The organism is Novosphingobium sp. NDB2Meth1, assembly GCF_900117425.1.
Lineage (GTDB): Bacteria > Pseudomonadota > Alphaproteobacteria > Sphingomonadales > Sphingomonadaceae > Novosphingobium.
The window spans coordinates 367,888-382,284 of the sequence record NZ_FPEH01000012.1 but is presented as its reverse complement, the minus strand read 5'-3'; the positions used below and the strand labels follow the sequence as shown (position 1 = coordinate 382,284).

11 protein-coding genes are annotated in these 14,397 nt (G+C 65.7%); 5 read left to right on the top strand and 6 right to left on the bottom strand.

The window, feature by feature from the left end; all coding sequences use genetic code 11:
• The first annotated feature begins 191 nt into the window (after positions 1-191).
• Positions 192-3,521, top strand: a complete 3,330-nt coding sequence (locus NDB2M1_RS06410) for a glycosyl hydrolase (protein ID WP_253185790.1) — start codon at positions 192-194, stop codon at positions 3,519-3,521.
• Positions 3,522-3,653: 132 nt separating this feature from the next.
• On the opposite strand, the gene NDB2M1_RS06405 is transcribed toward NDB2M1_RS06410, so the two are convergent.
• The 6 genes from NDB2M1_RS06405 to NDB2M1_RS06380 all read right to left on the bottom strand — a co-directional run bounded on the left by NDB2M1_RS06405 (position 3,654) and on the right by NDB2M1_RS06380 (position 9,810).
• Positions 3,654-4,973, bottom strand: coding sequence for an NAD(P)/FAD-dependent oxidoreductase (locus NDB2M1_RS06405; protein WP_054120196.1), 1,320 nt, complete (start codon positions 4,971-4,973; stop codon positions 3,654-3,656).
• A gap of 88 nt (positions 4,974-5,061) precedes the next feature.
• Positions 5,062-6,225 (bottom strand): alpha/beta hydrolase family protein, encoded by a 1,164-nt coding sequence (locus tag NDB2M1_RS06400; protein ID WP_054120195.1) that lies wholly within the window; start codon positions 6,223-6,225, stop codon positions 5,062-5,064.
• 4 nt (positions 6,226-6,229) lie between these two features.
• Complete coding sequence (locus NDB2M1_RS06395) at positions 6,230-7,132, bottom strand: VOC family protein (protein WP_054120194.1); 903 nt, start codon at positions 7,130-7,132, stop codon at positions 6,230-6,232.
• Positions 7,129-8,376, bottom strand: a complete 1,248-nt coding sequence (locus tag NDB2M1_RS06390; RefSeq protein ID WP_072380611.1) for an amidohydrolase family protein — start codon at positions 8,374-8,376, stop codon at positions 7,129-7,131. The genes NDB2M1_RS06395 and NDB2M1_RS06390 overlap by 4 nt, the downstream gene beginning before the upstream one ends.
• A complete protein-coding gene (locus NDB2M1_RS06385; RefSeq protein ID WP_072380609.1) occupies positions 8,373-8,801 on the bottom strand; it encodes a GlcG/HbpS family heme-binding protein in 429 nt (142 codons plus the stop codon). Before NDB2M1_RS06385 ends, NDB2M1_RS06390 begins: the two co-directional genes overlap by 4 nt.
• A gap of 85 nt (positions 8,802-8,886) precedes the next feature.
• The gene (locus NDB2M1_RS06380) at positions 8,887-9,810 is read right to left on the bottom strand and encodes a LysR family transcriptional regulator (RefSeq protein ID WP_072380607.1); all 924 of its coding nucleotides are present in this window, start codon (positions 9,808-9,810) and stop codon (positions 8,887-8,889) included.
• 120 nt (positions 9,811-9,930) lie between these two features.
• On the opposite strand from NDB2M1_RS06380, the gene NDB2M1_RS06375 reads away from it, so the two are divergent.
• From NDB2M1_RS06375 to NDB2M1_RS06360, 4 genes are read left to right on the top strand one after another with little or no spacing between them, the layout of a single operon-like run.
• Positions 9,931-11,265, top strand: coding sequence for a family 1 glycosylhydrolase (locus NDB2M1_RS06375; protein WP_072380605.1), 1,335 nt, complete (start codon positions 9,931-9,933; stop codon positions 11,263-11,265).
• On the top strand, positions 11,258-12,142 hold the full coding sequence (locus NDB2M1_RS06370; protein ID WP_072380603.1) for an alpha/beta hydrolase: 885 nt from the start codon (positions 11,258-11,260) through the stop codon (positions 12,140-12,142). Before NDB2M1_RS06375 ends, NDB2M1_RS06370 begins: the two co-directional genes overlap by 8 nt.
• On the top strand, positions 12,139-13,248 hold the full coding sequence (locus NDB2M1_RS06365; RefSeq protein WP_072380601.1) for a ThuA domain-containing protein: 1,110 nt from the start codon (positions 12,139-12,141) through the stop codon (positions 13,246-13,248). Before NDB2M1_RS06370 ends, NDB2M1_RS06365 begins: the two co-directional genes overlap by 4 nt.
• Entirely contained in the window at positions 13,241-14,383 is a 1,143-nt protein-coding gene (locus NDB2M1_RS06360; protein WP_072380599.1) for an FAD-dependent monooxygenase, read from the top strand. The genes NDB2M1_RS06365 and NDB2M1_RS06360 overlap by 8 nt, the downstream gene beginning before the upstream one ends.
• The last annotated feature ends 14 nt before the right edge of the window (positions 14,384-14,397 follow it).

Here is a 14,397-nt window from a genome sequence, read left to right as displayed (position 1 = left end):
TGCGAACCCCCACGGCATTTCTGTGGCTTGAAGGCTAACACCAAGTCCGAATGCCAACAACTCCCCAGATCGTATTACCGACCACAGGGTATCCCCGTTGGCTGCATTCGCCCCCCGATTTCGCTTGCATCCGATGCGCGTTTTTGATCAAAGCAATCATAAACAATCATGGTCCGTTCGGGAGACGCGCGTTGCACAAGGCCCCCATCCGCCTCTTCGGAGCGCTTCTGCTCGCCGGTAGCGCCCTTGCTCCGCTCCACGCCGAGCCAACAGCGGATCCGCTCGCCGACGGCTTCCGCGATCCGCCCGCTTCCGCCCGCCCGCGCGTGTGGTGGCACTGGATGAACGGCAACGTCACCGAGGAAGGCATCCGCCTCGATCTCGAATGGATGAAGCGCATCGGCATCGGCGGCGCGCAGACGTTCGATGCGCAGCTCAATACGCCGCAAGTGATCGAGAAGCGGCTCGTCTACATGGCGCCGGAATGGAAGCACGCCTTCCGCACCGCTGCCGAGACCGCCGACCAGCTCGGCCTCGAACTCGCCATCGCCGCCTCGCCGGGCTGGAGCGAAACCGGCGGTCCCTGGGTCAAGCCCGAAGACGGCATGAAGAAGCTCGTCTGGTCCGAAACGCGAGTGACCGGCGGCAAACCCTTCAAGGGCAAGCTCGCGCTCCCGCCCACGATCACCGGCCCGTTCCAGGACCTGGGCATGCAGCCCGAGATCGGGGTCGAGCATCCCAAGACCGACCTGCCGCAGCTCTACCGCGACTCCTACGTCTTCGCCGTGCCGGAGACGGCCGCACCAATCGTCCCCGTCTGGACGGCATCATCCGGCAAGATCGACACCGCCGCGCTGACCGATGGCAAGCTGGCCACTGCCGTCGAAGTCCCTGTCGGCCAAGCCGATGCACCCGCATGGATCCGCGCGGACTTTGCCGCACCCCAGCAGGTCCGCTCGGCCACGCTGGCGATGCCACCCGTCTCGCTGTTCAGCGCAGCCAAGTTCGCGTCTGTCCTCGAGGCCAGCAAGGACGGCACCAGCTTCAGCGAAGTCGTCCGCTTCCCAACCGGCACATCCGCCGAATACACAATCACCTTCCCCGCCGTCACCGCCAAGGCGCTGCGCGTGCGCTTCATAGCGGAGCAGACCGGCTTCAACCTGCCGACCCCGCCCGCCCCCGGTGCCGAATTCCCCTCGTTCCCCGGCTTCATGAGCGGTGCGGGCGCGCATGCCACCGTCAACGAACTGCGCTTCTCCGCCGCCGCGCTCACCCACCGCTTCGAGGAAAAGGCGGGTTTTGCCACCACGCTGAATTACGACACGATCCCGACGGGCGAAGCTCCCGCCGTGCCGGAAGGCGCGGTCATCGACCTCACCTCGCGCCTGAAGCCGGACGGCTCGCTCGACTGGACCCCGCCCAAGGGCCAGTGGCGCGTGCTGCGTATGGGCTATTCGCTTACCGGCACCGAGAACCACCCCGCGCCGCCCGAAGCTACCGGCCTCGAAGTCGACAAGTTCGATGCCGCCGCCGTCCGCCGCTACATCAACACGTACCTCGACACATATATCGCCGCTGCGGGCCCCGACATGATCGGCCAGCACGGCGTCCGCGCCCTCCTCAACGACAGCATCGAGGTTGGCGCGAGCAACTGGACGCCGCAGATCGTGGCCGAGTTCAAGGCGCGGCGCGGTTATGATCCGGTGCCGTGGCTCCCGACGCTCACCGGCGTGATCCTCGGCACCCCGGCGCGCACCGACGCGTTCCTCCACGATTACCGGCAGACCCTCGCCGACCTGATGGCGGACGGGCACTACAAGACCATCGCCGAGGAAGCCCACAAGCGCGGCCTCATCCACTATTCCGAAGCGCTCGAGGACAAGCGCCCCTCGCTCGGCGACGACATGGCGATGCGCCGCCATGCCGATGTGCCGATGGCCGCGATGTGGTCCTACGACACCGAGCGCGGCGCCCCGCAGCCCAGCTACGAAGGCGACATGCGCGGCGCGGCTTCGGTCGCCCATGTCTATGGCAAAAACCTCGTCGCGGCGGAATCGCTCACCGCCGCGCTGCAGCCATGGGCCTTCGCCCCGCGCGACCTCAAGCCGATGATCGACATGGAATTCGCGCTCGGCGTCAATCGCCCAGTGATCCATACCTCGGTCCACCAGCCACTGACCGACAAGGCACCCGGCTTCTCGCTGTTCATCTTCGGACAGTATTTCAACCGACTGGAGACATGGAGCGAGCAGGCAAAGCCTTGGGTCGATTACATCGCGCGCAGCAGCTACATGCTCCAGCGGGGCCGCAACGTGGCCGATGTCGCCTGGTTCTACGGCGAGGAAGCGCCGCTCACGGGCCTCTTCGCCAATGCTGTTCCGGGCGACCTGCCGACAAACAACGCCTTCGATTTCGTCAATCCCGACGTGCTCCTGAACCAGCTATCGAATGACGGCCCGGACCTCGTCGCCAAGAGCGGCGCGCGGTACAAGGCGCTCTATCTCGGCGGCAGTTCGGCGCGGATGAGCCTCGCGGTGCTGAAGCGGATCGACAAGCTGGTGCGCAGCGGAGCGACTCTGGTCGGTGAGAAGCCGCTTGGCTCGCCCACCCTGCAAGACGATCCTGCTGAATTCACACGCATCGCCGACGCGCTTTGGAGCGGCGATACCGGCAAAGGCCGCGTCCTCGCGAGCCACGATCCCGATGGTGCGCTGGCCAAGCTCGGCATCGCGCCGGACTTCACCTACACCAAGGCCCGGCCCGACACCGCACTCCGCTTCGTCCATCGCAAGACGGCAGACGCCGAGATCTACTTCGTCACCAACCGCAAAAACCGCGCCGAGCCGACGACACTCAGCTTCGCAGTCACAGGCAAGGCGCCCGAATGGTGGGACGCGCAGACCGGCAGGGCTGCGCCGCTCGGCTACACCGACAGAGATGGCCGGACCGACATCGCGATGACACTGAAGCCTTGGCAATCCGGCTTTGTCGTGTTCCGCAAGGCCGGTCCCGCAAGCCTTAGCCTTCCGGCATCGACGCGCACGCAGCTCGCAGCGCTGTCCGGCCCATGGGCGCTGACTTTCCAGCCCGGACGCGGCGCACCCGCCAGCGTGTCCTTGCCCGCCCTCGCCGACTGGACCAAGAGCAGCGACCCGGGCGTGCGCTACTTCTCAGGCACCGCCACCTATCGCCAGACGCTGAAGGTCCCTGCCACCAAACCCGGCCAGCGCCTGATCCTCGATCTCGGAGAGGTGCGCGATCTGGCCGAGGTAATGGTCAACGGCAAGTCCGCCGGCATCCTCTGGCAGCCGCCGTACGAGGCCGACCTGACCGGCCTCGCCAAGCCCGGCACCAATTCCATCGAAATCCGCGTCACCAACCTGTGGGTCAACCGCCTCATCGGCGACGCGCAGCCGGGGGCCAAGCCGATCACCTTCACCACGCTCAAGACCTACCGCGCCGATGCGCCCTTGCGGCCCTCGGGTCTGCTCGGGCCGGTGACGCTGAACGTGGAGAATTAGCCCCCACTTCCCCAGCCCCGCTCACCCTGAGCTTGTCGAAGGGTGCGAGCACCACGGTTGCGCGTGATGCTTCGACAAGCTCAGCATGAGCGGACGTGACGTTTCTTGTAGGGATGATGTGTAGATCGAGGCTCAGTGCAGCTTCAGCCGCGGCCGCACGATCTGGTTCACATGCCCGATCACGATCAGCGTGACACCCCGCCACCAGCCATGGATGGCGATGAGGTGCATGCGGTAGAGCGACATGTAGACCATCCGCGCGATCCGCCCCTCGACGAACATGCGCCCGCCGACGAGGTTGCCCATCAGGCTCCCCACGGTCGAGAACCGGCTGAGCGACACCAGCGAGCCATGGTCGCTATAGGCGAAGTCCTTGAGCGGCTGTCCCGCCTGCGCCCGCACCAGATTGGTGAAGACAAGGCTCGCCATCTGGTGCGCAGACTGCGCGCGCGGCGGCACCGGGCGTTCCTTGCCGGGGAGCAGGCACGATGCGCAATCCCCCAGCGCATAGATCCGGTCATCGGTCTTGGTCTGCAGCGTTGGCCGCACCACGATCTGATTGCCGCGCGTCAGCTCCAGATCGCTCATCGTCTTGATTTCCTCGGCGCCCTTGACGCCCGCCGCCCAGACAATCAGATCCGCGTCGATCACGCCGCCGTCGCCAGTATGCACCGCGCGGTCCTCCAGCTTCACAACTTGCGTGCGCTCCAGCACTTTCACGCCGAGCCGCTGCAGTTCCTCGCGCGCCGTCGTCGCCAGCGCCTCGTCCAGCGCGGGCAGGATGCGCGGCCCGGCTTCCAGCAGCGAGACTTCGAGCTTGGTCTCGTCGAACACCTCGAGCCCGTAATGCCGCAGCGATCCCGCCGCGTTGTAGAGTTCCGCTGCCAGTTCCACGCCCGTCGCACCGCCGCCGACGATGCTGACCCGCACCTTCGCGTCGGGATTGCCGGTGTGATGCAAATGGTTCGCCCTCAGGCAGGCATTGAGCAGCTTCTGGCGGAACTTGTCCGCCTGCGGCCGATCCTCGAGGAACATCGCATGTTCGCGTACACCGGGCACGCCGAAGTCGTTGGAGATGCCGCCGATCGCGAGCACCAGGTAATCGTAGCGCACGGTATGCCGCCCTATCACTTCCTCGCCGCGTTCATCGAGCAGCGGCGCGGTGGTGATCGTCCGGTGCTCGCGGTCGATGCTCTCGATGCTGCCCTGAAAGAAGCGGTAACCCCAGCGCACCGCGTGCCCGCCATAGCCCACTTCGTCGAGATTGGCGTCGAGCGAGCCCGCCGCGACTTCGTGCAGCAGCGGCTTCCAGATATGCGTCAGGTTGCGGTCGATCAGGATGATGTCGTGCTTCTTGCGCCCGTATTTTGCACCCAGCTTGCGGACGAGTTCCAACCCGCCCGCGCCGCCGCCCACGACAACGATCTGCGTCTTCTGATCCGGCACGCGCATTTCCCCCCGCGCACGCGAATTGGCGCGAGGGGATCAATGCCAGAAACAGACCGGAAATAGTAGCCTGTCCGTAGGGGAAAGCGGGTTTTCAGGCCTTGGTGCGGCCCCCCAGCGTGTCGGCGAACCAGTCGGCAATGTAATCATTGCCAAAACTCATGTTGTCTGCCCCCACGTGCTCCACCCCGCCTTCGCGCGCAGTGAAGATCTTCAGCTCGCGGCGCGGCGAATTGACCAGCTGCGCATAGCTCTGGTGCGCGTAGTCGACGCTGATCTGCCGGTCGGTCGCGCCGTGCGTCACCAGGAACGGCACCTTGATCCGGTCCAAATGGCCATTGAGGTTCATGTCGTTGCTCTTGGCGAGGAAGTCCTCATGGTCCTTCGCGCCAAACACCCAGTAGACGTGCCCCCAGTAGTGCGGCACCGGGTTCTCGCCCTCGCGCGCCATGCGCTTGTCCTGCACCTCGCGCCAGTTGTGGTTCGCGCCCCAGGCTGCCCCGCTGGCAAAACGCGGCTCATAGGCCACCGCGCGCGGCGCGAAGTGGCCGCCGAGCGAAATGCCGGTCATGCCGATCCGCTTGGGATCGACAACGCCAGCCTGCGTCTCGAGCCAATCGACCCACTTCGAGGCCCACCGCTCGGAGTAGGGCGTCGCATTCAGCCCCTGCAGCCGCAGCGCCTCGCCCGTCCCCGGCTGATCGACACACAGCGTATGAATACCACGCTGCGCCAGCGAAGCCGGAAAGCCGCCCAGCCACAGCATTTCCTTCATGCTGTCGAGCCCGTTGCAATAGACCACGCAAGGCGCCGGACCTTCCACGTTCGCACGGTGGAAGTAGGCGGCAATCGTCTTGCCGTCATAGGGGATTTCCACCCGCTGCACCGGATCGCCCGCGAACTGTGTCCCGCGCTGGAAGCTGTCGAGCGCCTTGGCATAAGTCTGCTCGCGCCCCGCCGATCCATGCGCCTGCATGCGCTCGCCCGTCAGGTAGTAGATCGTCGCGCGCTTGAGCTTGGCCCCGGCGGACAACTCGCGGCCCAGCGCGAGGTCTTCCTCGGCGAGGCCGACCAGCTTGTCCGCCATCTTGACCCATTCGGCCATGAACTCGGCCGTGCCAGCATCGGCGCCGCTCTGCGCCTTGTCGAGCAGCGGCTTGATCATGTCGACGATCTCGCCGATCCGCCCGCCGTTCTCCATCGCGATCGCGACGGAGAGGTTCCAGATGTAGTTGGGAAAGGGTTCGAACAGCGCCATCGGATCAAACCCCCGCCGGCTGGAACAGCGCCGCGTCGGGCGCAGGGTGCGGCATGGTCTGCGGGCCGCCGACGCCGACGCCCCACTGATCCATGATCTCGGGCGCGGGCGCGATCACTTGCGCGACATGGTTCTCGAAATCGACCTTCTCCAGTTCGGACGTGTATTCGATCGCAAAACCGGCGGGCGTGGTGAAATAGCTGAAGGTGTTGTTGCCCGCCGTGTGCCGACCGGGGCCCCAGCGGATGTCGATCTTCTGCCGCTTCAGCCGCGCGATGCCGCGCATCATCTCGTCGACATTGGGCATGTCGTAGGCCACGTGATTGAGGCACGGCGGCCCGGGCAGGAAGGCAATGCGGTGGTGCGCCTCGTTGCAGCGCAGGAAGCACATGAAGTCGCCCAGCCAGTCGCTCAGCTTGAAGCCCAGCACGTCGATGAAGAACGCCAGTTCCTCGTGGTGGCGCGGCGAATGCATGACGATATGGCTGATCCGCTCGGGGATCGCCTCGCGCGGGGCGAGCGCGCGGGCCGTGCCGCGCGCGACACCGGCGGAAATCTCGTAGGGCAGGCCGTCCTTCGAGAAGAAGCGGAAGCCGTAGCCGCCGCCGAAATGATCGAGCTGCTTGGGTTCGAACACGATCTGGCAGCCGTAATCGCGAACCTTCGCGAACAGCGCATCGACGTCAGCATGGGTATCCGCCGCCAGCGCGATCACGTCGACCCGCTGCACCGCATCCTGCCGCAGGCGGACGACATAGAGCTCGTCATGCCCCTCGGCAGCGAAATAGACGAGGCCATCAGCCTCGTGGACTTCCTTGAGCTTCCAGTTGTCGGTGTAGAACGCCCGCTCGGCGGCAAGATCGGTGACGGCATAGCCGACATAGCGGATTTCGGTAACGCGGCTCATGCGAGGGCCTTTCCAGTGTCGCAAGGTTGTTTGAAAAACTGACCGCCCTTCATGATGGCGGCAAGGTTGTCCTTGTCCTGCAGCAAACGGACATCGGAAGTCGGATCGCCCTCGACCAGCAGCAGATCGGCGAGATAGCCGGCGCACACCTGCCCGACATCCCAGCCCACCAGTTCGCCGCCCTGCTTCGTCGCGGCAACCAGCGCCTCAGTCGGTGAAAAGCCGAACAAGTTCACGAAGTGCTCCAGATCGCGCGCATTGCGGCCATGCGGGTTATAGGGGAAGCCGTAGTCCCCGCCCGGCAGCACGCGGATGCCGCGCTTGCGCATTTCAGGAATCACCTGCTGGCCCAGCTCGATCCCGCGCAGCGCGCCGAGTTCCGCCGCTTCCTTGGGCCCGATCCCAAAGTCCTGCGCCTCGTAGGCCCGCGCCCAAAGGAGGCCGACTGCGGGCGCGGTGAAGGTCTGGTCCTTCTTCGCCTCGAACAGATCAAGCGCCTCCTCATCGGCATAAGTGCAGTGATAGATCGCCCGGAAACCGGCCCGCAGTGCCCGCTTCACCGCCTCGGCCCCCTGCGCATGGCAGGCAAGCCAGATCCCCGCCTCGCGCGCCGCTTCGCCGATCGCCTGCGCTTCCTCTTCGGAATACATCAGCGTCTGCGATCCGCCGGGCTGGAAAGCATCGTCGCTCGACATCAGGAACTTGATCGTGTCGCAGCCATCCGCCTTCTTCTGCGCGATGTATTCGCGAAGGTGCGGAATGTCGCGCTGGTGCGTGGGATCATGCCCGGCCGGAACCCCCAGAACGCCTTCTGCGCCCTTCTCCAGCGCAGAGGCCCGCAGGCGCGGCCCGGGGAGAAAGCCGCCATCGATCATGTCGCGCAAGGCCGGTTCGATCCGCTCGCCCAGCGAGCCCGCCGAATAGACGCTGGTGAACCCGTGATCGAGCGTGATCCGCGCGTTCTGCGCCGTGACGAGCACATGCTGTTCGATGGGGAGCGGCTTCATCGTGTTGATGGTGCGCTCGACATTGGTCGGCCAGGTCAGGTGCCCATGTGCCTCGACCATGCCAGGCATGAGCGTGCGGCCCTTGCCTTCCACAACCGCGGCGCCTTCACGCGGCAAGCGTTCATCACCTCGCGCGACCGCCTCGATCCGCTCGCCGCGCACCAGCACCTCGCCCGGAAACCGCGCCGCGCCGCTGCCGTCGAAAATCATCACATCGGTGAAGAGCGTGCCGCTCATGCGCCGGTATCCGCTTGCAGCCCCGCCGCGGCGATCCCCGCCAGCGCGCAGAGTTCGTCATTGTCCGAGGTGTCGCCCGTCACGCCCACCGCGCCGAGCAGGTTGCCTTCGCCATCGCGGACCAGAACGCCGCCCGGCACAGGCAACATGCCACTCGGGAACGCGGCTTGCAGGCCATTGAAAAACATCGGCATCGCCGCCGCGCGCTTGGCGAGTTCGCGACCGCCGAAGCCCATGCCGAGGCAGCCCGCGGCCTTGCCCATCGCAATTTCGGGCCGGTAGATCGAGGCATTCTCATCGCGCAGCATCGCCAGCACATGGCCGCCGCAATCAAGCACGACGCAGGCCAGCGGCGCGAGGCCCAGCCGCCGACCTTCAGCCAGCGTCTCCATGGCGATTGTCAGTCCGTGCGCGAGCGTCAGCATGTCCGGCGTTTCTCCCGCCGCTGTTCTGCTGGGGCTCAATCAATCTGTAAAAATGATTGTTTGGATAATTCGATATAGACTGACGTTATGCGTCAAGCGCCTCGCCACGCTGCGCAATCGCCTCGATCCGCCCGCGCAGCCAGGTCAGCCCGGCATCGTCCTTGCGCCCCGGATGATAGCTCAGCATCTGCTTCATCGCGGGAATCTCGAACGGCACCGGCGCGGTACTGATCGCAAATCGCCCCTTGAGCTGCTCGGCCAGCCGCGAATGCATCACCGAAAGCCTGTTGGTTCCTTCGATCAGCCAGGGCACCGCCGTAAAGATCGCCACCGTCGCCTCGATCATGCGGCCTCGCCCCATCAGCTCCAGCGTCCGGTCCGCGTAAGACAATGTCTGTCCGCCGCCCAGCACGACAACGACATGGCCCGCATCGAAGAATGCTTCCTCGGTGATAACGCCGCCGGCAATGGCGGGATTGCCGCTCCACCCCACCACGACCTGCGGTTCGCGATAAAGCACATAGGAGAGGTGATTGCCGCCGATCACATATTCCGGCGTGATCGTGATATCGATCTTGCCTTCTTCCAGTTCCTGCACCGTGCTCGGCTGCGGGAGCCCGCAATCGATGCGGATACCCGGCGCATCCTCCGCCAGCTGCGCGACGAGCGGCACGATCAGCGAGGCGAAGACATAGTCCGAGGTCACGATCTTGAAACTGCGCTGCGAGGTGCGCGGATCGAAATTGGGCGAGCGCGACAGCATCACTTCCAGCCCGAGCAGGCTCTCGCGCACTTGCGGCATGAGTTCATCGGCAAAGGGCGTGGGATGCATGCGCTTGCCCTGCAGTTGCAGCAACTCATCGCCGAAATACTCCCGCAGCCGTGCCAGCGCCGCGCTCATCGCGGGTTGACTGAGGTTCAGGCGCTCCGCCGAACGGCTTACACTGCGTGTCGCCATCAGCGCGTCGAACGCGACGAGAAGGTTGAGATCGAGACCCTTGAAGCGCATCCTGTCCAAACTCTCCGGCGTATGTATCGACGCTGGCTATACGATTTTATGCATCATGACAATTTTACTTGATCGATGATTTCGCCCAGATCAGCATCCAAACAGATGGGAGATGGCGGAATGACAATCGACCGGCGCACATTCGTGGCGGCCACGGCAGCAGGCCTTGCGCTGAGCGCGGCTCCGCGCGTGGCAGCCAAGGCGGTCAAGGCAGCTGCGGCGCCCGGCCCCTTCCCCGCCAACTTCATCTGGGGCGCCGCCACCGCAGGCCATCAGGTCGAAGGCAACAACATCAATTCCGATTGCTGGCTGCTCGAAAACCTCAAGCAGACAGCCTACAGCGAACCCTCCGGCGATGCGGCCAACAGCTTCGAACTTTGGCGCACCGATCTCGAGCTCGCGAAGAACCTCGGGCTCAATGCCTACCGCTTCAGCCTCGAATGGGCACGGATCGAACCCGAACCTGGCCAGTTCTCGATCGCCATGCTCGATCACTACAAGCGGATGATCGAAGGTGCGCGGGCCGTTGGCCTGCGGCCCATCGTCACCTTCAATCACTTCACCACGCCGATATGGTTCGCTGCGCGCGGTGGCTGGACCAACGACGAGGCACCGCAACTCTTCGCGCGCTTCTGCGACAAAGCCGCGCGCCATCTCGCCGGCGGGATCGATCATGCGACTACGCTCAACGAGCCCAATCTGGCAGGGTTGCTCCAGTTCCTACTACCGGGCGGACTTCTCGAAGCGGATAGAGCCATGGCCGCTGCCGCCGCAGCCAAGCTGGGGGTCCCGGTATTCCTTGCCGGCAACGCGATCCATCATCCCGATCCGGCAATGGTGCAGTCCAACCTGCGAGCCGGCCATACCGCCGGAAAGGCAGCGATCAAGGCGGTGCGGGGTGATCTGCCAGTTGGCGTGAGCCTCGCCATGCTCGACGATCAAGCGGGAGAGCCCGGCTCGCTGCGCGATGCAATGCGCGAGAAGTTCTACAATGCCTGGCTGCGCCTCGCTCAGGCCGATGACTTCATCGGCGTGCAGAATTACGAGCGCTCGATCTGGGGCAAGAAGGGCAAACTTGATCCGCCGGCGGACGCACGCCGCAATATCATGGGCGCGGAAGTCTATCCCCCTTCGCTCGCTGGCGCGGTGCGTTATGCCTACGAGGTGGCAAAGGTTCCGGTCATCGTGACCGAACACGGCGTCGGTACCGATGACGACGCGATCCGAGCCTGGCTCATTCCCGAGGCACTCACCCACCTCAAGGCCGCGATGGACGAAGGCGTGCCGGTGAAGGGCTATTGCCACTGGTCGCTGATCGACAATTTCGAATGGGGCTTCGGCTACAAGTTTCATTACGGGCTGCACACGCTTGACCGCCAGACGTTCGTGCGCACGCCCAAGCCCAGCGCTCTTGTTTACCGCGACTACATCAAGAGCCACACGGCAGGTGCCTGACCCCATGCGCAAGATCCTTGCCTTTCTCACCGGGCTGCTCGCATTCGCCGCAAGTCCTGCGCAGGCACAGATGCCGCCTCTGCCGCCTGCAGACACCGTCGCGCCGGTGCGCGGCGAGGAGATCGTGCTCAACGACGTGCCCACCGGCGGTGAAACCTGGACCCGTGTGTTCGGCCAGGTCTGGGCACGCAATGTCCAGCGCTCGACGCTCTCTGTGGTTCGCCCGCTGAACGGCCGCGCCAATGGCAAGGCGGTGATCGTGGTGCCCGGCGGCGGCTACATGTTCGTCTCGATCGACAGCGAGGGCTTTCGCGTCGCCGACCGGCTCGCGGCGCAGGGCTACACCGCCTTTGTCCTCAAGTACCGCGTGAACCCGACGCCGCCGACACCGCAAGCCTTCATGGCCGACATGGCGTCCAAGTTCGGCCAGCTCGGCAAGGGCGAACTGGCTGAACTGCCGCCCGCCGTCGATGATCTCGCCGCGGCGGTTTCCGTCGTCAGCAAGCGCGCCTCGGAGTGGAAGCTCGACCCCAAGCAGGTCGGCGCCATCGGCTTTTCCGCCGGTTCGCGCACGCTGATCCGCCTGATCGAGCAGCGCCCCGAAGCCGCACTGCTGCGCCACGTTGGCCTCATTTATCCGCCGATGACGCAGACTGTCACGGGAGGTCCGCGCCCGCCCTTGTTCCTTGCCATCGCCGCGCATGATCCGCTGTTCAGGCAGGGCGGTCTGAAGCTCGTCGACAGCTGGCTCAAGGAAAGCGACGCCGTCGAATTCCACCTCTACTATGGCGGCGAGCACGGCTTCGGCATGATGCCCAAGGGCACGACGAGTGATCGCTGGATCGACCAGTACATCGATTGGCTGGCGGTCCAGTGAGCGCGCTGCGGGCCATCGCTGCCGCACTGACGCTGGTTGCCGCGACACCGGCGATTGGGCACGAGCCCGTGCGCGATTGCCCGCTCGCCACGGCGCCGCTCGGCGTGGATTCGCCGCTGTCCGATGTCCTGATGCACCCCGGCGGTCCTGCTGCGCTCGAAAGCGTCGCGTCCGATCTCGTTACCGGCTTCACCCGCAACTTCGGCGGGGGCGGGCTTCCAACGGGCTTTGCCAATATCCTCAGTGTCGGCTCGCTGCTTGAAGTGCGCGCCGATGGCGCCGCGCTCAAGGCCCCGCTCGCCGCCAAGCTCGCCAAGCTCCCCATCACCCCCTCCTTCACCGTGGCGCGCTGCGCCCGCTATGACCATGACCGCCCCGCCCTGCCCCCGGCAGATGGCCGCCCGCAGGTTCTGGTCTTCGAGAAGATCAACGGCTTTCGCGACAATCCCTCCGTCGATGCCGCCCGCGCGCGCCTCAAGGCCATCGCGGCGGAGCGGGGCTGGCAGATCGTCTTCACGGATCGCGGCGGGGTGATGAACGCCGAGGATCTCGCGCGCTTTGCTGTCGTCGTCTGGAACAACACCAGCGGCGACGCGCTCACCCTGCCCCAGCGTGCCGCGTTCCGGGGCTATCTGGAACATGGCGGCGGCTATGCCGGAATCCACGGCGCAGGCGGCGATCCCGTGTGGTTCTGGGACTGGTACGCCGACACCCTGCTCGGCGCGCGCTTCATCGGCCACCCCGGCCGCCCGCAGTTCCAGACGGCCACCGTCGGCATCACCGACGATGCCATCGGCGCGGGCGGCGCGAAGTCTTTTCCGCTGCTCGAGGAATGGTACTCCTTCGACCGCAATCCCGTCACCGGCGGCGCGGTCGCCGTCGCGACCATCGACGAGAGGGATTACCAACAGATCGGCTATCGCGGCGAGAGCCTCTCGATGGGCTACCACCCCATTGCCTGGCGCAAGCCCGTCGGAACCGGCCGCATGTTCTACACCGCCATCGGCCACCGGCCGGAAAACTATGACGAGCCGCATGCCGCGGCGCTGCTGGCCGAGGGGATTGCCTGGGCCATGGAAAACAAGGGAACCAGACCGCATGACTGAGCCTCAGCCCATCACCGCCATCGGCAACGCCCTGATCGTCGGCGGCGGCATCGGCGGAATGGCGGCCGCGATCGATCTTGCCGCGCGCGGCGTCGCGGTCACGCTGATCGATCTCGATCCCGAATGGCGCGTCTACGGCGCGGGCATCACCATCACCGGCCCGACCCTGCGCGCCTACCAGCGGCTCGGCATGGTCGAGGACATTGCGCGCGAAGGCGCCATCGTCGCGGGCTCCAGCATGTTCCTGTTCAACGGCATGCACCTGCGCGATCTCGACGAGCCGCCGATCGAGGAAGGCCTCCCCGCGACCGGCGGCATCATGCGCCCGGTGCTCCACCACCTGATGCAGCAGCGCATTGCCGCCGCCGGCATTCCGGTCCGCCTGGGCGTGACCGTGGACACCCTCGCCAACCGCGACGGCGGTGTCGACGTCACCTTCTCCGATGGTACCACCGGCCGCTACGACCTCGTCATCGGCGCCGACAGCGTCCGCTCGCGCGTGCGTGAGCTCGCCTTCCCGCACATGGGCGAGGCGGAGCGCACCGGCCAGGGCTGCTGGCGCGTCTCGATGAAGAAGCCGCCGACACTGGAGCGCGGCGAGATGTTCTTCGGCCACCGCTTCATGGTCGGCATCACCCGCTGCGGCGAGGACCGCATCTACCTCTGGCTGCTCACCCCGCACGCCGATGGCGAGGAGCGCCTCGAAGGCGAGAACCTCGTCGCGCAGATGAAGGCCCACCTCGCCGATTTCGGCGGCAATGCCGGCTGGGTGCGCGATACGATGACTTCGGAAGACTGGGTGAACTACCGCCCGCTCGCCGCGAAGATCCAGCCCCGCCCGTGGTCGGATGGCCGGATCGTGCTGCTGGGCGATGCCGTCCACGCGACCACGCCCCACCTCGCTTCAGGCGCGGGCATCGCAGTGGAAAGCGCACTGGTCCTCGGTGAGGAACTGGCGCGGGCAGACAATGCCGAAGCCGCGCTTATGGCTTACGAGGACCGCCGCTACGAACGCTGCCGCGATGTGGTGGAAACCAGCGTCTCCATCGGCGCCGCGCAGCTGGCAGGTCGCCCCGGCGAGGAAATCGGCGGCATCATGGGCGCGGCGCTGCACCGGCTGGCCGGGCCGTTCTGAGGAATTCCGACAAC

Bases quoted from the DNA above. Each gene is read 5' to 3' on its own strand.
- NDB2M1_RS06395 (WP_054120194.1), bottom strand. From the start codon at position 7,132: ATGAGCCGCGTTACCGAAATCCGCTATGTCGGCTATGCCGTCACCGAT.
- NDB2M1_RS06385 (WP_072380609.1), bottom strand. From the start codon at position 8,801: ATGCTGACGCTCGCGCACGGACTGACAATCGCCATGGAGACGCTGGCT.
- NDB2M1_RS06380 (WP_072380607.1), bottom strand. From the start codon at position 9,810: ATGCGCTTCAAGGGTCTCGATCTCAACCTTCTCGTCGCGTTCGACGCG.
- NDB2M1_RS06400 (WP_054120195.1), bottom strand. From the start codon at position 6,225: ATGGCGCTGTTCGAACCCTTTCCCAACTACATCTGGAACCTCTCCGTC.
- NDB2M1_RS06390 (WP_072380611.1), bottom strand. From the start codon at position 8,376: ATGAGCGGCACGCTCTTCACCGATGTGATGATTTTCGACGGCAGCGGC.
- NDB2M1_RS06405 (WP_054120196.1), bottom strand. From the start codon at position 4,973: ATGCGCGTGCCGGATCAGAAGACGCAGATCGTTGTCGTGGGCGGCGGC.
- NDB2M1_RS06375 (WP_072380605.1), top strand. From the start codon at position 9,931: ATGACAATCGACCGGCGCACATTCGTGGCGGCCACGGCAGCAGGCCTT.
- NDB2M1_RS06360 (WP_072380599.1), top strand. From the start codon at position 13,241: ATGACTGAGCCTCAGCCCATCACCGCCATCGGCAACGCCCTGATCGTC.